The organism is Nitrosomonas sp. (genome assembly GCF_019752415.1).
Lineage (GTDB): Bacteria > Pseudomonadota > Gammaproteobacteria > Burkholderiales > Nitrosomonadaceae > Nitrosomonas.
Window position 1 is genome coordinate 1 of sequence record NZ_JAIEME010000012.1, and the last position, 17,021, is coordinate 17,021.

The following is a 17,021-nucleotide window of genomic DNA, read 5'->3' on the forward strand; positions in this document are numbered from 1 at the left end:
GGAATCAGAGAATCAGGAATCAGAGAATCAGGAATCAGAGAATCAGGAATCAGAGAATCAGGAATCAGAGAATCAGGGCGTTTATGTTCCGTTAATTCACGGCAGTCTAACGGTGAGATAACGGTTAAAGTATTTTCCCTATTAATTTCAAGATGTTCCGAAACATAATCAGGAAGCGTGCTAGCCTTTTCAGTGTTGTGAGGAGATTGATGCTCTTTGAATTTAACTACCTGGATTACCGCCAAACCACTAACCGAATAACGTCGAATGAAACCATGTTGAACAAGTTTCGTTAGATAACCGTTAATGTCTATATTTTCACGGTATGGAAATGTTTCAGCTTTGATTCTTAACGGTCTATCCTCTAACTTCCCTTCCTTGTCAGCTAAACACCAGAGGTTAACGAACAACAAAGTTAGCAAAGGATCTTCTACACCAAGAATTTCATTCTTGAACAAAGAAGGTTTTATATTTCTAGCGCGTGCCATTATGTTTTACCAAAAAATAGCCGGTCAAGGAAAGTGAGGGAACCATGACCGGCTGCAAGTGCGGTGGGTGCCGCGAGTAAACTTTGAATGAATCTGCCCATCCGTCTACGCAATGTAGGTTGCGCTGGGCAGTGCTGTGGCCTCGTCATGAAAGGAGAACAGGGTGAATTCTTAATCATCTGAGTCTTTCTCAGATTGACAATAAACGGTGAATGTAAGCGCCAAAAGTTCCTGGACATGCCGATGTATTAATTGACCTGTTTCGTTTAAATCTGCGCGCTCTTTCTTTGTTACGTGACCATCTTTGGTATGTACCTTGAACTTTGCTGAAAGCATCCCGATTTCTGCATGAAGATCGTTAAATTTACTTAGCAGTTCTTCCCGGTCGCAAATCTCAGATTCAGGCAATTGAATAAACACACCACCGGATTCAGCAGCGATTGCATCAGCAAAGAAAGTTGTTTCTGAAATCTTCTGCATTTGCAGTGAGTCATGCACAGAAACCGATTGATTCTTACGCTCATACACGCGGTTTTCCAGTGAATCACGCGACATGCCGAGAGCCGCCGCCATAGTTGGCCACCCCCCTTTGTTAGCAGTACACATCTTCCGATAAGAATCTCTCAGCTTCACAATATTCACCTAAATCCTGTGGTTATTTTTCTAAAACTCATTCGGTAAACTGCAGGCATGAAAAATCATTTCTCTACCTCACCAATTGGAAGCTTCCCCAATGTTGATAAACTAGGAAGTTCCACCAACCTAGAATCAACAAAGGAGAAACTATGAACATTTTTGAAGCTATTGATAAATTGATTACTGAGCACGGTTCAGCCTCGATACTTAAGGAGCACGTCTCTTTTCTGAGAAACAAGATTGACATGCTCACTTCTGAGAACAACGTCCTCAAAGACGAAATCAATTCGATGAAACTCAATACAACTTCTCTTGAAAAACAAATACAAGGCATTAACGAGGACAATAAAAATCTTGAAATTAATAATTCCAATCTCGAATCTCAACTTAATGCTGTTCATGGCAATAATCCTGATAAACATGCATGTGACCATTGTGGATCTGCTCGCTTAAAACGATCAGGTAGTCGACATTCTGGTAAGAAATTGGCAGGCATAACCATAAAAGACGCGTTATATACATGCGATGACTGTGGGAAAGAATCTGCTTTCACGATAATCCCAAAGTGATTTCTATATTAGCCATGACCTACGCCGCCTTATCTGAGTTTGTTTTGCCTTGCTGGAGAAGCTCTGGCCATAGCTCAGACCAATCATTTGGTCTCAGCTCTCGCCGATCAATTATTCCAGAAGATCGTTCTTCCATTTTTCTGCAAATAATTGGGCCGAAAAGCAACGAACCCTTTGAGCTAATTACTTTTCGAACGTAGCCAATAGTGGTGCCGCAAGATTTCGCGAATTCGACTCTCTCATCAGGAGATGAAAGAGATTTTAAATATTTTTTTAAATTTTCCATACAAAGTACATTACCAAATGGTAATCATTATGTCAACACCATGTGGTCATTTACTTTTTGGTAATGGAATCTCAATATGATGAAAATGGCATCCAAGAAAAAACCGCACAGAAATGAAAAGTTCAGGCAGCTTTTGCGAGAAAGATTTAATAACAACCAAAGGGCTATGTCAGAAGAACTGAATATAGCTCCCAGCCTCGTATCCAGATACGCGAAAGATAAAGGTGTTGGAGAAGATATGCGCATTCATATCGAAGATACATTGAGGCTTGGCTCAGGATGGTTTGATCAGGAATATTCTCCGATTTCAATCAAGGATGACAATTCATTGTTGAAAATGTTAGGGGCAACAAAAGATGGGATTTCCGTAACAGAGGTAGAAAAATTAAAAGTTTTCCTAAGCTCATCACCAGAACAACAGAACAAAGCTATAAATTTAATTGAAGAGATGAAAACAATTGGAATCCAGGATTCAGGAAAGGGGAACAAAGGTAAGTAGCATCAGGAATTGGTGCTACGTTGATAGCTGCTACTGTAAAAATTTGGAATAATAATGAATAATCTAATTGTTACACTTATTGTGCTTACCCTGCTTTCATCTTGCGCTAGCGTCCCCTTATCGGCTGGTGAAAATGCCGTTCGCATTTTACGCAAATCTGATCCACCACTGCACTGCAAAGAACTCGGGAAAGTATTTGCTTCTGGACTAGCATCTATGAGCGAAGTAGGCAGGGAATCAGATCTTAAAAGGGACACTTACAGGATCGGCGGAGATACGGTTACAATGGATCGCAGAGACGAACACCGAACTATCTACGGGACGGCGTTCAAATGCAATTAAACAAGGCATTAATCGCGATATCATTGCTTTTGTCATCGATGCAGTCATTCGCTGCTGGCCCGTATGATGGGATATGGATAGTTGATCCGATTGGTTATGCAACTATAAACGAGAATGATGGCGTGATGATTGTCGTAGTTGTATACCATGAAGATTATGGCGACATTTGGCGCGCATATCAGGGGGTTAGAACAGACAATAAAGCTAGGATCACAAATATTACAGGTGAAGGAAAATTAGTCCATGATATTGAAATAAAAACGGACATGATCGCTGAAATAACACAAGTATCTTGCATTCCACCGCCAGGATATGAGTGCTTACTGCCAAATGGTTACAAATTAACGGCGACAAAAGTATGGTGAGTATGAAGAAAAATTGTTATGAATGAAAATGATATTGATAAGCGATACCTGCTTCTGCTAAATACTTCAACCGTGCAGCCAGAGCACGCGAAAATTCAGACAACATTAAGCAAACTATCGAACGACACAAGCAAGCCAATTTATTTTGATAAGCACGGTGGGGCGTTTTTATTTGTAACAAAATTAAATGCTGGCCAAATTTCTGCAAGACTAGAAGGAATACTACTCAACGATGATAACTATATAATCGTTGAGGTTGGTAGTGACTGGTTTACATTTGGCAATACCAAGGCAGCAACATGGTTTCAGAAATATATTAATCGTTAATCTTTTTGAGCCTGAGTATTTGCATTATTGTTGGCTTTTCTTCTGCAAACAGAATTCTTACCTGCATATCTCTTAAATGCCCAATGAAATCCAAAAAATTCAATATCCTTGAGACAGATCTGCGTAATAAAAACCAATGTAGAAATTTTTTCATTTAATACTCCTTTTTAAAAATCAACCATAACCCGCTCCGGCGGGTTTTTTATCGCCAATAGCCAGCGTCCTGCTGGTTTTTTTACGTCCCGAGTTTGGTACTATCATGTTTCATAAAAAGGATAAATTAATATGAAACGTGATTTAAATCTTGTTCGCGAAATATTGCTTTGGGCTGAGGATCATAAGGATGCCAAGATTCACGAAAAACCTCCAATAAAAGACTACACAGACGCACAGATTTATTATCATATTCATATAATGTCTCAAGCTGGCTTGGTTTACGCTCTTGAATCAACTGAAATGAGCAGAAATCCGCAAGTAACTCTGGTTAGCGTCACTTGGGCTGGTCATGATTTTCTGTCAGCAGCAAGAGACGATGTTTTGTGGAAAAAAGCCATGAAAACAGTCTTAAAAGAAGGTGCTTCATTTACTTTTGACTATGTAAAGAATTGGCTGCGTGAGAACATTGATCAGATTCCTCAGATCCCTCCAATTGTTTGATTTCTCTTTCCAGTTCCCATGCGCAATTTCTATAATTCATTGCGCCATGTTCAATAAACTTTCTTCCGAATTCCCCTTCCTGGTAATTTTTTGCTGATGCAAATTTACAATTAGCTAGATGATGCCATTGGGCAGCAATCTTATTCAGTCTATCAATCACTTCCTGCCTTAATTTCTTTTGTTTTGAGTCTCCCTTAGTCGATAAATCCGCATCTTCAGTCATTTTCTCTCCCAAGTAATTTAGTCGCATTCAGCTTTTTTTCGTACAAATTTCACGATGAGTTTGGAGTATAGCAAAAAACATTACCATATGGTATTGACATATTAATTACCATTTGGTAATCTTCTCACATCAACACACCATAAGTCGTAAGCCGCATGAGATTGAGTTGATAAGCAAACAAACTAAGGGGGGCACATGAATATATTACGCTTCATGAATTTTGTGAACAAAAAGCACATTTACAATTTCTGCTACTGGCTTGGTAGAGGGTATTCGCCAATCAGAGCAGCAAGATACAGACGTCTATCATGAAAAGGCCGTTGATGTGCGAAATAACGATATGGACGGCTGCCGGTAGGCACAAACCGATTTATGGCCTGTTCAAATCAACAGCCGAGGCTGTCTGCCAAATGTATGCAGCGATGAATGAATTGTGCTGCGTGAAAGTAAAGGTGCTGTGATGAAACTTGAAAACCTTAACCAGATTGACAAGGAAGAAAAGGATCTCTTAGCGAAAGCAAATAGGCTTGACGAACAATCAAAGTATTTGGCTCGCCAAAGAAATGATATGCAAGTTTTGAGCAAATTTATTAAAGGTATGGATGATAGATATACCTTTGATGCCGAAATAAATGCAGAGGTGAGGAGAGTAACGGATTCGATATCTCACGATGTCTTTAGGGCCGTAGAAATGAAATTCGCAGCTGAAGCGCGTGAATTACGCATTGAAGCAAAACTAAAGAATCAACAGATAAAGAACTTTTTACCTGATAGCGAGGTGCAGTGATGGCAGTGCCAATGTTAAAAATTACTCCTCAAATCGCGGCCATGCGTATTCGTGAGAATAAATGGGACGCTCTTGAACGTGCGTTGAGCGATCTTTTTCTGGATCTTGAGTATGAAGTCAGCGTGCCAATGCTTTGCGATGCGGTTCAAGCGGCATTAACAGCAAGAATGGGGCTGCTCGATGACTGCTCAAATGAGCATAGCAATCTACAGCAGGACGTTGATATTTTTAACGCTATCGCTCCGCACATGGAGCGAAATTATCAGCACAACGCAACAATTACCAGGCTAGAAAAGCTTAATCAACTCAAGTCTGAAATCTCTAAATTGGAGCATGTGCTATGACTGATTCAAGATTGATTTGGATATTGTTGGTTGCTCTTGTATTCGTGCTTTTTATGGACGATGGCGCTGCTGAAAGATGGTGCGACACGTATCAATTTTGCGAAGAAATGGAGATTGCAAGTAATGAATGAATCACAACAAGACTTTGAGCTTATGCCCATACCATTGCCTGGATTAACTGGGAATTATTCCGCATCTTCAGATGGCCGCATATGGTCACACTTAAGCAATCGTTTTATGAAGAGCAGCATAAGGAAGGATGGTTATCACTATGTTGTTATTAGGAATAATGGCAGGTACGTGAATCATGTTGTACACAGACTTATTTGCGCTGCATGGCATGAAAACACGCATAACAAAAAACAGGTTAACCATAAAAATCTAGTTAAAACTGACAATCGCTCATCAAATCTTGAATGGGTAACGGTATCCGAAAATGCTCTTCACGCATGGGCAAATTTACCTAAACAAAAATTAGATCAATTAAAGCAAAGATCATCTTTGCTAGCAAAAGAAATGAATAGAAAAAAACGTAAATTAGATAAAAGTCAGGTTGATATTTTAAGAGAAATGGTGGCTTCTGGGGCAAGCAGGACTTACGCTGCCGCACACATAGGATTAAGCAGAGCGTCAGTTGACAGAATAATAAACGGGGAAACTTATCGTGACTGAGTTAATAGACAGGAAGAGTTGGATTGGAAGTTCTGATGCTGCGTCGATACTTGGTGTTTCTCCATGGAAAAGCCAGTTTGCCCTTTACCAAGAAAAGATCGGTGAATTCCACGAAGAAATAACGCCAGAGAAACAAAAGATTTTCAATCGTGGCAAGAAATTTGAACCACTCATACTTGAAATGTTGCTTGAGGAATTAGGCGACCGGGGCCATGACGTTGAAGTAATAACCAGAAATGAGCGGCTTCGTGATCCCGAATTGCCTTTCTTGGCTTCAGAGTCAGACATGGTACTGAGGATCGATGGTGAAGTTTTGAGCGCAGAAGCAAAGTCAGTGAATGGATTTGCTGCAAAACTTTGGGGTGAGCCTGAAACTGATGATTTCCCGGTCTATTACCAATGCCAGACCATGCATGATCTGATGGTTAAGCGCAGGAATAAATGCGTGGTTGCTGCATTGATTGGTACTGACGATCTACGAATTCACTGGATCGAGAGGAATGAGGAAATCATCCAGGCTATCAGGGCAAAAGAAGTTGAATTTTGGGACAGAGTTCAACGCAGGGACCCACCGGAATTAAGTGAGCCAGAAGATATTAAACGTGTGTACCAGATTGATTCTGGCGCTGTTCTTGAAGCAGATAATGAATTGCTTGAATTAATAGGCGAAGCATCGAACAAAAAAACCGAATTGAAGGCAGCAGAAACCAGGCTTGATGTGTTGACCACAATGATAAAGAAGCGCATGGGCGAAGCGGCAGTATTGATGCACAACGGCACCAAGCTAGCAACGTGGAAAACCAATAAAGATAGCGTTAAAACTGACTGGAAAGAAGCGTTTTTTGCTCTAGTGCTTGAATCAAAAGGATTGGGTAAGGCTGATATTGATTTGATCATCAAGAAGTTTACCGAAACAAAAACTGGCGCAAGGCCATTTTCGATTAAATAAGGGGAAATCATGAGCACTGATAGATTAAAAGATGCTGTAACCGGCAAGCAAGTAACAAAACCAAAAAACATCAACGAACTATCGCAGTTTTTGGCCGGAAGAATGGGTCAGATCAAGTCAGTTATTTCCAACAAATTAACACCGGAAAAAATGGCAAGAATTGCACTCAACGAACTGAGAAGCAATGCTTACTTGGCAAAGATAGCAATGGAAAACCCCGGAAGCTTTGTGAATGCGATTGTTCAAGCATCCCATCTTGGTCTTGAAATTGGCGGCACCTTGGGACAAGCATACCTTGTGCCATTCAAAGGCGAAATTAAGATGATGCCAGGATATCGAGGCTTGATATCTCTTGCCAGAAGATCAGGTGAGATAAGCAGCATCAAAGCAGAAGTTGTTTATGAGAAAGACACATTTGATCTGGTTCTAGGTCTTGAAACAAGGGTCACTCACATTCCTAATTTGGACGGTGAACGCGGTGAACCGAAACTTGCTTACATGGTTGCTAATTTCAAGGATGGTGGTCGGCACTTTGAATGGATGACTGTCGCAGAGGTTATGAAAATTAAAGCTCGCAGTTCTGCCGTGAAGTCTGGCAAAGAAACTCCATGGGATACTGACCGCGATGAAATGATAAAGAAAACCATCATTCGCCGTGGCTGGAAATATCTGCCAATGTCCATTGAAATGCAGGACGCTGAAAAGATCGACTCTGCGGTTGATCAAGGTAAGGGAGTAATCATTGAGGACGGTAACGTTATTTTTGATGAGTCTACTGGTGAGATTGTTGGGGAAAAGCCAGTTGACACCAAGCAGACCAAGCAAGTCGAGCAAGACAAGCCAGAAATAAAATCCGAAGATATCCAGGCAAAAACCTCCTATGAACCAACAGCAGAGGAAAAAGAGAAGATTCGGCAGAAGTTGATTGATGAGGCCAACGCTGAAAGGGAAAAATCCTACGAGAATCGTTCTTTCGGTGATGTTGAGTAGAAGGAAATGAAAACAAAAACCACGAATGAATTAATGAAAGCGCTAGGAGTGGCAAGGCGAAGTGTTGCGAGAATCGCTACCAGAGAAAAATGGGTGCGATTAGATAACGCGGATCACGGACAACATATTTATGAGGTAACTGATGCGCAGATAAAAGTATTTCTTGATCGCCCGGTAATGAATGAAGATGCTCGGCTAAGGATGCAAGGAGAATCGACAGATTTCTTAATAGGATTGATTGACAGAAAGTTGTGCCCGGTAAGTTTTAATGCCTCAAATTAACTATTAAAAATTAACATAGGAATTTAATCATGAGCAAAGCGCAAGATTTTAGACAGATCACAGCAGAAACAGCAGGAAAAGACTTGCTTGGAGCGCTGGTTACAGAAATAAAACTGTTACCTGATGCATGGCAAAAATTGTCGAAAGCGAAACAGGACGATGTGATTGACCGACTGCGTACCAGGGTGGAAGAAAACGTGAAAATGGTTGTATTTACAATCGCATCGCATGGCCGGACGGTTGTGGCCGGCAGTCTTGACAAGGTTACCATCAAGGGAAATGTCGAAGCAGTAATCAAGTTCGGGATTAACACAGGAAATTTGCCGGAATTATTTTCAGCCGCAGCGGGACAAGAAAGCAAGACGGTCCTGGTCGTTGTGGCCGGCGCGGAAGAATACACCCAGGGAATGGATGAAGTTCAGGGCGAAGATGATCAGCGCGCTATGGAACTAGGCCACGAATACAACCAGAACGATGGTGGCGGCATGGAGAACGTTTCCGATGTTGATCCTGAAAACGGAGAAATTAAAGGGCTACCATCCCCGGATCAAGTTAAGCCAAGCAATGAAGAATTAGAAGCGGCGTTCTCGGATGGTTATCAAGCAGCAGAAGAAGGAAAGCCGCAAAGCGATTGCCCGATCATTAGGAGTGAATTGGTTGTTGAATGGGTAAAAGGCTGGAAAGCTTACCAGGCAGAACAATCAAACGACAAGGATGCTGCTTAATCATGAAAATCCAGAAAATATCATCCCACGGCACAGTTGCCGTGAAAGAAGTGGAAATAAAAGTAAACACTCCGATCACGCTAATCTGCGGGAGTAACCGGGCCGGAAAGACAAGTTTGCGTGATGGGATATACCAGGCGTTTACCGGGGAAAATCCAAAGGTACAATTGAAGAAGAACTACAAACATCTTATTAACGAGGCTGAAGGAAATTCAGTGGGTTACACCTACGTTGAATTCGATGGCGAGAAGAAAGCAGCAATCACTCTACCGAACGGAACGCACGAATTAACCGCACCACTGCACCCGGCACTGCCTTATGTTCTGGATCCATCGCTATTTCCCACCAGCAAAGCGGATGAACGCCGTAGTTTTCTGTTTAATCTTGGCAATCTGAGAAGCGATGGCGTGGAGGTAAAAGGCAAGCTGCTTGAACGGAAATGCGATGCTGACAAGGTTGAAATGGTTATGCCATTCCTCAAGTCTAGTTTCGATACCGCAAAACAACACGCTGACAAAAAAACCACGGAAGCGCGCGCAAACTGGAAAGCGATAACCGGGGAAGCATACGGGAGTTTAAAGGCCGCGGATTGGAAGGCGCAAAAGCCGGTAGAAGTTGAATCTCAGGAAGAAATTGAGGGGCGCAGTAAAGCTTTATTGGCGTTATCTAATGAGATTGAAGAAACCGCTCAAAAACTTGGATCGTATACCGCAAAGCTTGCTGGCTCTAAAAATAAGAATGCTGAAATTGTCCGGTTGCGAGACACGGCAGAAAAGGCAACCAGGATCAAGGAAAAGCTTTCACTGGATAAAAAAGACTTGGCTATATGGACAGTCAAAGTTGAGGATGCGCGACGCCTTTCCCAAGGATTAAAAGAAGGGAATGTTGATTGCACATGCCCGAGTTGCGGAACCATGCTGACATTCAACGGCGAAGCATTGGTTGAGCGCACATCAGTAGAAAATAACCAGCACAAAGAAGATGCTGCGAAGAATTTGCCAGAGTACACAAAATCGCTGGAAGTTTTAAAGAACGCGGTTCTGAACGGCGAACGTGACTTGATAGAATCTGAGCGTGCAAGCAAAGCCCTGGAAGCACTGAAAAAAGAAGATGCTGAGGTTATTACGGAAGAAATGATCACCGCTCTCAAGGCCGATATTGAATCACTGAAGGTCGAGAAAAAAGAAGCACAGGAAATATTCGATCAAAAATCCAAAGACCGGAAACTCGCTGCGGAAGCGGATGAAAAAACCAAGAAAGCAGCCGGGTATCACGCTGATGTTCAGGCATGGGATTTGATATCTGGCTCACTGGCACCGGATGGAATACCGAGCGAAATGCTATCTGCAGCGCTCGATCCTATCAACGCGCGAATTGCTGAGAGCGTGAAAATGCTTAGTAATGTTAATCCTGCATTACCGGCCAAGGTATTTATCGGTGATGACATGACAATTTTCGAGGATGGGAATTTATACAACCTCTCATCCAAGGCGACTAAATTTCTAATCGATTCAGTAATTGCAGAGGCAATAAGTTACGTTTCTGGTATCAAATTCGTGATGATCGATGAGTTTGATTTGCTGGATATACCAAGCCGGAAAGCCTATTTAACCTGGCTATTCAGCATCGCGGATTATGGGCACATTGAAACCGTATTGCTGTTCGGAACATTGAAGCAATTGCCATCCGGATTACCAGAGGACTTGATCAAGTGTTATTGGCTGGAAGATGGCGTTATTGCCGATCAGGATCTGAAAGCGGAAGCGGCTTAAATATTTATAGCACCATTCATTATGACAATTACCTTATCAATACTCAGAAAGCACATTCCAAAGTTTCGGGAGTGGCTTTCTGAAAGGGGTGCTCAGGTATTAGAGCCAACGAATGAATGGGAGTTGATCAGATTCAAATCCGGACAAGAAACATCAGTAATTTACAAGAACAAGGCCGGGGCTTTAACTTTTGTTGGAATATCCAAAGAAGCGTTTGAAAAATTCAGAATTAACGGTGATTGGAGAGCGGTACCGGCAACAAAGCGGAGAAAGAACTGAGCAAGTCATGAAATAAGATTCTTGCTTAAACGGGACGGTGATAAATGCTTTTTCTGTAATGAAGTCATGACACCAGATGATATCTCGCGCGAGCATTTAATAGCCATCACTCATGGCGGTCCGGATCATGTAAGCAATATTGTTCTTGCGCATATTAAGTGCAACCAGGACGCCGGCCATTTGAGTTTGATGGAAAAGATAAGAATTCATGTTGAAGAAAGGAGAAGCAAATGGAAAGTAAAGAACGTCCTATTTTATTTAATGGAGAAATGGTTAGAGCCTTGCTGGATGGCAGGAAAACTCAGACGCGCAGAGTTTGCAAAGGTCAGAGAGAACTATCGAATAATCATGATTTTCAACTTGATAGATGCCCATTCGGAAAATCAGGTGATAGGCTTTGGGTGAGGGAGACATGGCAAGGACCTTTATTTGACGATGAAATTCCAGAAGATTGGAACAGCGATAAATACAAGACACCAGAATATTGCTATTACAAAGCATCTGGTGATAGCTGTGATTTCACTGATGCTGATGATAACTTCGTGGAACGTTGGAGTCCATCAATTCACATGCCCCGATGGGCATCAAGAATCCTTCTTGAGGTGACAAATGTGCGGGTTGAGCGGTTACAGGATATCAGTGAGGAAGATGCGATTGCGGAGGGAATTATTTCTCCCATGTTTGGTAGTGATCTTGATCGCATGCAGTATAGAGCAGGATTCCAAAACCTTTGGGAATCAATCAACGGCAAAGGATCCTGGGATTTGAATCCGTGGGTTTGGTGCATAACTTTTGAGATATTGAAATGAAAATTTGCCCATCATTCCAAGGGTATTCAGCCACATCTGATGGGTCTATCGTATCTCATCGCAGGAGAGGCGTAAGGGTTCCTGGTCATGGCGGCACAAAATCTGTAATTGATTATGATCATAACTACTTATTAAGTCAGTTAACGACCAAAAAGGGATATAAAACAGTCTGTATTATGCTAGAAAACGGCAAGACAAGGCCGGTCGGAGTTCATAGGATGGTTGCAGATGCATATCATGGAGTATGCCCTACTGGATTGCAGGTTAGACATATTGACGGCAATGCGTCCAATAATACACCTGATAATTTATGTTATGGAGATGCGCTACAAAATGCATCTGATCGTATATTGCACGGTCGATATAAGTCCGGTTCTGAGCATCATAATTCAAAACTAACCAAACAGCAGGTAGAAGATATAAAAATAAGAAGATCTTCTGGAGTTAAGGTTAAAGATTTGGCATTGGCGAATGGTGTAAGTATTGCAACCATAGAAGCTGTGATTTACGGGAAACATTATAAGGTGATATCAAAATGACAAAGCAAACGATTGAATTACCGTTACACAAAGGCCTTGAAGTTTACGGATATTATGCAAATAGAATTTCTGACGAAGAAATACAAGTAACTTTTAGAACAAGAAAAATACAGCCGCGCAGGATAGTGCTTGAGGAAACAGAAGATACCGATGGTGCCGATACTTTTATAAGAATTGGTAATAAATGGTGGCGCGAAGTAAAGGAAACCTACATTCCCTTACATGGCGGTGAGCCCAAGTTAAGTTTGAGTGGTTTTAGTGTTCAGGAGTGCCAATCAATACTGGGAATTATCGAGACTTTCAGCAAAACCTTTGGCTGTTGGGATAATCTGGTATCTGCCTGCAAAAAGTTACGCGAGTTCATCGAGGATAAATGATGGCTATTAGATTTATAGATTGCGATGGTTATACAAATTATATTGCTGAAAATATTAAGGGAGATACTTAAATTGGCAGCATAGACATAGAAGCAGATGGCCTTGTTACACTTTTTGAATTAGGTATAACTGAAGTTGAGCAAATCCTAGCAAAAATGAAAGAGTTGCAGAGCGAGGTTAAAGATGCCAACAGTAATTGAAATACTTAAACAGCACTTGGTTGATAACGATTTTGATGGCCTTGTTAATGGTGATTTGGAGTGCGGATGCGAATTAAGTGATCTGCACCCATGCGGTGAAAGCTTCGCTGACTGCAAGCCTGCTTATAAGCATGTCGATTCGTCTGGACAATATGACTATGACTGAGAAATGAAAGAAGAAAAGCAGGTGCAGGATTCCCGGGATTCTAATGGGTGAACGCGTGATGATGAAGATTGGTTCTTCGATGACAAGGATGGGGACTGAAAGATGGGATTAACTTGCACAAGGTGCGAAGGGTTTGGATTCATTAACTTACATCAAATACCGGAAAAACAACTTGATGCTATGGATGATGATCTTGTTGGCAAGATTCCCGCTTGGATATCAAGCAATTCAGATCATGATGTTTCTGTATGCGACTGCTGTGGCAATGGAAGTGAATGGCACGGCATTCCTGGTCAGCATTACAACAATGAGGATCCACAAGGAAGGAACGGTCCTTATTCATATAATGGGGGTTATTGTGAGTGCCATTGAAATAACCTGGACTAAAATACTCTGCTTCATGTGGGGACATCATATGGAGGAGAAGTTACATTTCCCCGCCCTACGGGAATTTTTTTGTGTAGGTGGTTGCGGCCCAATTGTTAGGATAAACGTTTGCAAACACTGCGGAGCTCATAAACATGACTGAAGGAATAAGCAAGGAATATCTAGAGAACTCTATAAAAACAATAACAGAAGTCAGTGGTATTGATGAAACTTCACGCTCACTTATGCTTATAGTCTTTAACGATTTGCTTAAAAGGTGTTATGAACTCGACCCATGGATCCCGATTGATGAGAATACGCCGAGGAATCAGGATATTTTAATAACAGATAAATCAAAACGTAAATATATAGGCAGACTATTCAGCTCAGGCATATGGTGTACACAAGGGAAACTAGATTTTATTCCAACACACTACAAACTATTACAGGAAGATCCAAAGGAAAAAATATGAACGAGCATCCACAAAAAGCCAAGTCATTAAGTGACGCACAGATTGCAGAAATTAAGAGAATAGTTAACGGCAAGAGCACATCAAGAAGTGGTTTATGCTGGATGTATGGGATCACTGAGGAACAACTCGATCAAGTATTGGCGCACAAATAGAACAATGAGCACTAAAGACCTTTACGCCTTGGCGGTAGAAAACGGCATGACCGATGAAGAATTCGTTAAGGAAGTCAGGGAATGCTTCGCAACGCACATGTCGCTTATTCTGGCTGGAATGGATCAAGGTACGGAATACACACACGAATTCTATTTTACCGATCACACCATAATGATTGAATGCCGGAAAGTAGAAAATAGCAATATAACGATTAATTGAGCAAGGAAAAATTATATGCAGCCACAAGAAATTGAAGTTTTGGAGCGGCACACTCAGGCGCTGAATGCATTGGCAGACGCACTCAGAAGCAAGGGAGTCGATGTGCCAGACGATAAAAGGCTATGGACTGCACAAATATGCGCTGATTATCTAGGGATAAAGAGCGCAAGATCATTCATAGAACACACCGCATCACTTCCAGATTTTCCCGACGCGGTGCCAATTCCATCGGTCCGGAGCTCATCAACCGCACAACGCAGATGGATTGCAAAAGAAGTACAGGATTGGGTATTATCGAATCGGGATAAAGTGCAGGCTCGAAGGAAGTCACGTAAGTGATTACGTTTAAATTACGGAACACGCGACGAAAACCAGCATAAAAGCTGGTTTCCCGATTCCGGCCCCGGGCACCACCAAAGAATTTCAATTAGTTTCATATCGTATCAAATCCATTGTAATTATTAAGAATTGATTGTATCAAGAGATAGCATAACATTTCTTGATATACCGTCATGCAAGATACCGTCAAATGCTCACCGATACCGCGATAAGAAACGCTAAATCGCGAGATAAATTTTACAAAGTAAGCGACAGCAGCGGGCGCTCAGACGCTTCAGGTCGATGCCAATGGTGATGCACAGCCGACATGGAAATCAAGGTGATCGGCACGCCACTTGCCGCTGGTGACTTCATCTATTCACCTTTCGGTGGGCCTAGCGGTTTCGGTATCTGATCCCACAAGGGGTTGCATAATTGCAAGCTTGGGTTCGCTATTTGGCGTGCCCCGGTTTCAATTTAATGTCGCTTGTGCCGCAATGATGAGAGATAATGGTTATCCATCAAACAACTGCCATGACACAGTCCGTTAAAATAAGCCACACCGGTTCCAAGGAGTTCTAAAGACCTTCGTCGGTCATCATTGTCTTCAAAAATGGTTTCACTGTGATCTCCATGCGAAGTCACGTATACAGCGACTCGGAAATTCCAATCGGAGTGGTCTTTTCATGGTTAGGGTATACAGCTATTTTTCTGTGTTCGCGTTCCCTTTTGTGCTATAAATTGTATCTAAGATGAATATCAAAATATAAGCGTAGTATTACACGAATGAAAACTCCAAAAAGAATTGAGCCACTGATCCAGGACGGCTTCATCGATGAAGTTATCCGTCAATTAATGAGTGGCAAGGAAGCTTCGGTTTATGTGGTTCGCTGTGGCGAAGAGATACGTTGCGCTAAAGTATACAAAGAAGCCAACAAACGCAGTTTCCGCCAAAGCACGGATTACACCGAAGGCCGCAAAGTAAAGAACAGCCGTCGCGCCCGCGCCATGGAAAAAGGTACCCGATATGGCCGAAAGGCACAGGAAGAATCCTGGCAAAGTGCCGAGGTAGATGCTCTGTATCGACTCGCTGCTGCTGGAGTGCGTGTACCCAAGCCGCATCATTTCCATGAGGGCGTACTACTGATGGATCTGGTCACTGACAGCAATGGCAACGCGGCGCCGCGGCTCAACGAACTTGTACTGACTGCGGAGCTATCTCGTGAATATCACCGTATACTAATTACGCAGGTTGTTCTGATGCTGTGCGCTGGGGTTATCCACGGTGACCTATCTGAGTACAACGTGCTAGTCGACAGCACCGGCCCAGTTATTATCGATTTGCCACAAGCTATCGACGCAGCCGCCAATAACCAAGCCTGTAAAATGCTGCTACGTGATGTAGAAAACTTGGCTGTTTATTTCGGCCAGTTTGCACCCGAATTGCTAGCCACCAGTTATGGTATGGAGTTATGGACACTTTATCAGAGCGGACAACTACATCCGGATAGTGTTTTGACCGGGCACTTCGAACGTATTGAGAAACCAGTTAACATTCAAAGTGTTCTGCGTGAAATCGATGACACACTAAAGGAAGAAGAAGCGAGGAAGCTTTATCGTGCACTAAATGCACATCAATGATGTTCAGTGCAAGTGTATGCTGTCAAAAATGGAGTTCGACAGATCAAGCGGCTTAACAATGTCACTGCTGCCGAAATTAATCGTATCGAAAAACGACTCAACAATCGGCCCAGAAAATGTTTAAATTTCAAAATACCCTACTAGATCTTCAGGGTCAGATACCGAATCACGAATCTAATACCGATAACGCAGATAATTTTTCAATAGCCTACTAAGTGGAACTGAACCGACTCGTAGTAATATTCATAAATTTCTCAAATTACCCAATCTCCACATGATAAAATTCATCCTGAATTTTGATTGTTTGTCTGGCTAACCTGAAATATCAATCCCAACTTTATCATCAATGATACAACTCACCATTAATGGACAACCGCAGCAATTTGAGTCGCCGATCAACGTGACACAACTTATCGACCATCTCGCATTGCACGGCAAGCGCATCGCTATCGAATGCAATGGTGAGATTATTCCACGCAGCCAATTCTCAGAACAAATTTTGGATCATGGGGATCAACTGGAAGTTGTCGTTGCAGTGGGCGGCGGTTAAATCCCGCGCTATTCAACA

At 42.1% G+C, this 17,021-nt stretch carries 29 protein-coding genes; 26 read left to right on the forward strand and 3 right to left on the reverse strand.

Going from position 1 to position 17,021, the window contains the following annotated elements:
- Both K2P83_RS02850 and K2P83_RS02855 read right to left on the reverse strand, forming a co-directional pair.
- Positions 1-488 (reverse strand): hypothetical protein (locus tag K2P83_RS02850; RefSeq protein WP_292926367.1); only part of this gene is annotated, 488 nt, incomplete at its 3' end.
- Between the two features lie 171 nt (positions 489-659).
- Positions 660-1,121, reverse strand: coding sequence for a YmfL family putative regulatory protein (locus K2P83_RS02855; protein ID WP_292926368.1), 462 nt, complete (start codon positions 1,119-1,121; stop codon positions 660-662).
- 152 nt (positions 1,122-1,273) lie between these two features.
- On the opposite strand from K2P83_RS02855, the gene K2P83_RS02860 reads away from it, so the two are divergent.
- Positions 1,274-1,693: a hypothetical protein gene (locus K2P83_RS02860; protein ID WP_292926369.1), complete on the forward strand. Its 420-nt coding sequence runs from the start codon at positions 1,274-1,276 to the stop codon at positions 1,691-1,693.
- 19 nt (positions 1,694-1,712) lie between these two features.
- Here the strand turns inward: K2P83_RS02860 and K2P83_RS02865 are convergent, their stop codons facing one another.
- Positions 1,713-1,979, reverse strand: coding sequence for a hypothetical protein (locus K2P83_RS02865; protein WP_292926370.1), 267 nt, complete (start codon positions 1,977-1,979; stop codon positions 1,713-1,715).
- A gap of 76 nt (positions 1,980-2,055) precedes the next feature.
- Here K2P83_RS02865 and K2P83_RS02870 point away from each other — a divergent pair, with 76 nt between their 5' ends.
- From K2P83_RS02870 to thiS, 25 genes are all read left to right on the forward strand, one after another.
- Positions 2,056-2,478, forward strand: coding sequence for a hypothetical protein (locus K2P83_RS02870; protein WP_292926371.1), 423 nt, complete (start codon positions 2,056-2,058; stop codon positions 2,476-2,478).
- A gap of 332 nt (positions 2,479-2,810) precedes the next feature.
- Positions 2,811-3,185, forward strand: a complete 375-nt coding sequence (locus tag K2P83_RS02875; protein ID WP_292926372.1) for a hypothetical protein — start codon at positions 2,811-2,813, stop codon at positions 3,183-3,185.
- Between the two features lie 18 nt (positions 3,186-3,203).
- A complete protein-coding gene (locus tag K2P83_RS02880) occupies positions 3,204-3,512 on the forward strand; it encodes a hypothetical protein (protein ID WP_292926373.1) in 309 nt (102 codons plus the stop codon).
- 285 nt (positions 3,513-3,797) lie between these two features.
- Entirely contained in the window at positions 3,798-4,169 is a 372-nt protein-coding gene (locus tag K2P83_RS02885) for a DUF2513 domain-containing protein (RefSeq protein WP_292926374.1), read from the forward strand.
- A 683-nt stretch (positions 4,170-4,852) separates the two neighbouring features.
- Entirely contained in the window at positions 4,853-5,179 is a 327-nt protein-coding gene (locus tag K2P83_RS02890; protein WP_292926375.1) for a hypothetical protein, read from the forward strand.
- 11 nt (positions 5,180-5,190) lie between these two features.
- Positions 5,191-5,523: a hypothetical protein gene (locus K2P83_RS02895; RefSeq protein WP_292926376.1), complete on the forward strand. Its 333-nt coding sequence runs from the start codon at positions 5,191-5,193 to the stop codon at positions 5,521-5,523.
- Positions 5,520-5,654, forward strand: a complete 135-nt coding sequence (locus K2P83_RS02900) for a hypothetical protein (RefSeq protein ID WP_292926377.1) — start codon at positions 5,520-5,522, stop codon at positions 5,652-5,654. The genes K2P83_RS02895 and K2P83_RS02900 overlap by 4 nt, the downstream gene beginning before the upstream one ends.
- Positions 5,647-6,195, forward strand: a complete 549-nt coding sequence (locus tag K2P83_RS02905) for an NUMOD4 domain-containing protein (protein WP_292926378.1) — start codon at positions 5,647-5,649, stop codon at positions 6,193-6,195. The genes K2P83_RS02900 and K2P83_RS02905 overlap by 8 nt, the downstream gene beginning before the upstream one ends.
- Positions 6,188-7,144, forward strand: a complete 957-nt coding sequence (locus tag K2P83_RS02910) for a lambda-exonuclease family protein (RefSeq protein ID WP_292926379.1) — start codon at positions 6,188-6,190, stop codon at positions 7,142-7,144. Before K2P83_RS02905 ends, K2P83_RS02910 begins: the two co-directional genes overlap by 8 nt.
- 9 nt (positions 7,145-7,153) lie before the next feature.
- Positions 7,154-8,134, forward strand: a complete 981-nt coding sequence (locus K2P83_RS02915; RefSeq protein WP_292926380.1) for a recombinase RecT — start codon at positions 7,154-7,156, stop codon at positions 8,132-8,134.
- 6 nt (positions 8,135-8,140) lie between these two features.
- Complete coding sequence (locus K2P83_RS02920) at positions 8,141-8,416, forward strand: hypothetical protein (RefSeq protein ID WP_292926381.1); 276 nt, start codon at positions 8,141-8,143, stop codon at positions 8,414-8,416.
- Between the two features lie 29 nt (positions 8,417-8,445).
- The gene (locus tag K2P83_RS02925; protein ID WP_292926382.1) at positions 8,446-9,141 is read left to right on the forward strand and encodes a ribosome modulation factor; all 696 of its coding nucleotides are present in this window, start codon (positions 8,446-8,448) and stop codon (positions 9,139-9,141) included.
- A gap of 2 nt (positions 9,142-9,143) precedes the next feature.
- Positions 9,144-10,913 carry a hypothetical protein gene (locus K2P83_RS02930; RefSeq protein ID WP_292926383.1) on the forward strand — a complete coding sequence of 590 codons (1,770 nt, stop codon included), beginning with the start codon at positions 9,144-9,146 and terminating at the stop codon, positions 10,911-10,913.
- A 21-nt stretch (positions 10,914-10,934) separates the two neighbouring features.
- Positions 10,935-11,192: a hypothetical protein gene (locus K2P83_RS02935; RefSeq protein ID WP_292926384.1), complete on the forward strand. Its 258-nt coding sequence runs from the start codon at positions 10,935-10,937 to the stop codon at positions 11,190-11,192.
- Positions 11,193-11,422: 230 nt separating this feature from the next.
- A complete protein-coding gene (locus K2P83_RS02940; RefSeq protein ID WP_292926385.1) occupies positions 11,423-12,001 on the forward strand; it encodes a hypothetical protein in 579 nt (192 codons plus the stop codon).
- Positions 11,998-12,540: an HNH endonuclease gene (locus K2P83_RS02945; RefSeq protein WP_292926386.1), complete on the forward strand. Its 543-nt coding sequence runs from the start codon at positions 11,998-12,000 to the stop codon at positions 12,538-12,540. The genes K2P83_RS02940 and K2P83_RS02945 overlap by 4 nt, the downstream gene beginning before the upstream one ends.
- The gene (locus K2P83_RS02950; protein WP_292926387.1) at positions 12,537-12,917 is read left to right on the forward strand and encodes a hypothetical protein; all 381 of its coding nucleotides are present in this window, start codon (positions 12,537-12,539) and stop codon (positions 12,915-12,917) included. The genes K2P83_RS02945 and K2P83_RS02950 overlap by 4 nt, the downstream gene beginning before the upstream one ends.
- Before the next feature lie 183 nt (positions 12,918-13,100).
- A complete protein-coding gene (locus K2P83_RS02955; protein WP_292926388.1) occupies positions 13,101-13,283 on the forward strand; it encodes a hypothetical protein in 183 nt (60 codons plus the stop codon).
- Between the two features lie 133 nt (positions 13,284-13,416).
- Positions 13,417-13,812: a hypothetical protein gene (locus K2P83_RS02960; protein WP_292926389.1), complete on the forward strand. Its 396-nt coding sequence runs from the start codon at positions 13,417-13,419 to the stop codon at positions 13,810-13,812.
- A complete protein-coding gene (locus K2P83_RS02965; RefSeq protein ID WP_292926390.1) occupies positions 13,805-14,122 on the forward strand; it encodes a hypothetical protein in 318 nt (105 codons plus the stop codon). Before K2P83_RS02960 ends, K2P83_RS02965 begins: the two co-directional genes overlap by 8 nt.
- Positions 14,119-14,274 carry a hypothetical protein gene (locus K2P83_RS02970; RefSeq protein ID WP_292926391.1) on the forward strand — a complete coding sequence of 52 codons (156 nt, stop codon included), beginning with the start codon at positions 14,119-14,121 and terminating at the stop codon, positions 14,272-14,274. The genes K2P83_RS02965 and K2P83_RS02970 overlap by 4 nt, the downstream gene beginning before the upstream one ends.
- Positions 14,275-14,278: 4 nt before the next feature.
- Entirely contained in the window at positions 14,279-14,494 is a 216-nt protein-coding gene (locus tag K2P83_RS02975) for a hypothetical protein (protein ID WP_292926392.1), read from the forward strand.
- Positions 14,495-14,509: 15 nt separating this feature from the next.
- Positions 14,510-14,833, forward strand: a complete 324-nt coding sequence (locus tag K2P83_RS02980; RefSeq protein ID WP_292926393.1) for a hypothetical protein — start codon at positions 14,510-14,512, stop codon at positions 14,831-14,833.
- A 765-nt stretch (positions 14,834-15,598) separates the two neighbouring features.
- A complete protein-coding gene (locus K2P83_RS02985; RefSeq protein ID WP_292926394.1) occupies positions 15,599-16,453 on the forward strand; it encodes a PA4780 family RIO1-like protein kinase in 855 nt (284 codons plus the stop codon).
- 346 nt (positions 16,454-16,799) lie between these two features.
- On the forward strand, positions 16,800-17,003 hold the full coding sequence (gene thiS / locus K2P83_RS02990) for a sulfur carrier protein ThiS (RefSeq protein ID WP_292926395.1): 204 nt from the start codon (positions 16,800-16,802) through the stop codon (positions 17,001-17,003).
- Positions 17,004-17,021: the final 18 nt, after the last annotated feature.

What these genes read in the sequence shown, in the direction of transcription:
- K2P83_RS02860 (WP_292926369.1), top strand. Translation starts at nt 1,274, where the DNA reads ATGAACATTTTTGAAGCTATTGATAAATTGATTACTGAGCACGGTTCA.
- K2P83_RS02865 (WP_292926370.1), bottom strand. Translation starts at nt 1,979, where the DNA reads ATGGAAAATTTAAAAAAATATTTAAAATCTCTTTCATCTCCTGATGAG.
- K2P83_RS02870 (WP_292926371.1), top strand. Translation starts at nt 2,056, where the DNA reads ATGATGAAAATGGCATCCAAGAAAAAACCGCACAGAAATGAAAAGTTC.
- K2P83_RS02875 (WP_292926372.1), top strand. Translation starts at nt 2,811, where the DNA reads ATGCAATTAAACAAGGCATTAATCGCGATATCATTGCTTTTGTCATCG.
- K2P83_RS02880 (WP_292926373.1), top strand. Translation starts at nt 3,204, where the DNA reads ATGAATGAAAATGATATTGATAAGCGATACCTGCTTCTGCTAAATACT.
- K2P83_RS02885 (WP_292926374.1), top strand. Translation starts at nt 3,798, where the DNA reads ATGAAACGTGATTTAAATCTTGTTCGCGAAATATTGCTTTGGGCTGAG.
- K2P83_RS02890 (WP_292926375.1), top strand. Translation starts at nt 4,853, where the DNA reads ATGAAACTTGAAAACCTTAACCAGATTGACAAGGAAGAAAAGGATCTC.
- K2P83_RS02895 (WP_292926376.1), top strand. Translation starts at nt 5,191, where the DNA reads ATGTTAAAAATTACTCCTCAAATCGCGGCCATGCGTATTCGTGAGAAT.
- K2P83_RS02900 (WP_292926377.1), top strand. Translation starts at nt 5,520, where the DNA reads ATGACTGATTCAAGATTGATTTGGATATTGTTGGTTGCTCTTGTATTC.
- K2P83_RS02905 (WP_292926378.1), top strand. Translation starts at nt 5,647, where the DNA reads ATGAATGAATCACAACAAGACTTTGAGCTTATGCCCATACCATTGCCT.
- K2P83_RS02915 (WP_292926380.1), top strand. Translation starts at nt 7,154, where the DNA reads ATGAGCACTGATAGATTAAAAGATGCTGTAACCGGCAAGCAAGTAACA.
- K2P83_RS02920 (WP_292926381.1), top strand. Translation starts at nt 8,141, where the DNA reads ATGAAAACAAAAACCACGAATGAATTAATGAAAGCGCTAGGAGTGGCA.
- K2P83_RS02925 (WP_292926382.1), top strand. Translation starts at nt 8,446, where the DNA reads ATGAGCAAAGCGCAAGATTTTAGACAGATCACAGCAGAAACAGCAGGA.
- K2P83_RS02930 (WP_292926383.1), top strand. Translation starts at nt 9,144, where the DNA reads ATGAAAATCCAGAAAATATCATCCCACGGCACAGTTGCCGTGAAAGAA.
- K2P83_RS02935 (WP_292926384.1), top strand. Translation starts at nt 10,935, where the DNA reads ATGACAATTACCTTATCAATACTCAGAAAGCACATTCCAAAGTTTCGG.
- K2P83_RS02940 (WP_292926385.1), top strand. Translation starts at nt 11,423, where the DNA reads ATGGAAAGTAAAGAACGTCCTATTTTATTTAATGGAGAAATGGTTAGA.
- K2P83_RS02945 (WP_292926386.1), top strand. Translation starts at nt 11,998, where the DNA reads ATGAAAATTTGCCCATCATTCCAAGGGTATTCAGCCACATCTGATGGG.
- K2P83_RS02950 (WP_292926387.1), top strand. Translation starts at nt 12,537, where the DNA reads ATGACAAAGCAAACGATTGAATTACCGTTACACAAAGGCCTTGAAGTT.
- K2P83_RS02955 (WP_292926388.1), top strand. Translation starts at nt 13,101, where the DNA reads ATGCCAACAGTAATTGAAATACTTAAACAGCACTTGGTTGATAACGAT.
- K2P83_RS02965 (WP_292926390.1), top strand. Translation starts at nt 13,805, where the DNA reads ATGACTGAAGGAATAAGCAAGGAATATCTAGAGAACTCTATAAAAACA.
- K2P83_RS02970 (WP_292926391.1), top strand. Translation starts at nt 14,119, where the DNA reads ATGAACGAGCATCCACAAAAAGCCAAGTCATTAAGTGACGCACAGATT.
- K2P83_RS02975 (WP_292926392.1), top strand. Translation starts at nt 14,279, where the DNA reads ATGAGCACTAAAGACCTTTACGCCTTGGCGGTAGAAAACGGCATGACC.
- K2P83_RS02980 (WP_292926393.1), top strand. Translation starts at nt 14,510, where the DNA reads ATGCAGCCACAAGAAATTGAAGTTTTGGAGCGGCACACTCAGGCGCTG.
- K2P83_RS02985 (WP_292926394.1), top strand. Translation starts at nt 15,599, where the DNA reads ATGAAAACTCCAAAAAGAATTGAGCCACTGATCCAGGACGGCTTCATC.
- thiS (WP_292926395.1), top strand. Translation starts at nt 16,800, where the DNA reads ATGATACAACTCACCATTAATGGACAACCGCAGCAATTTGAGTCGCCG.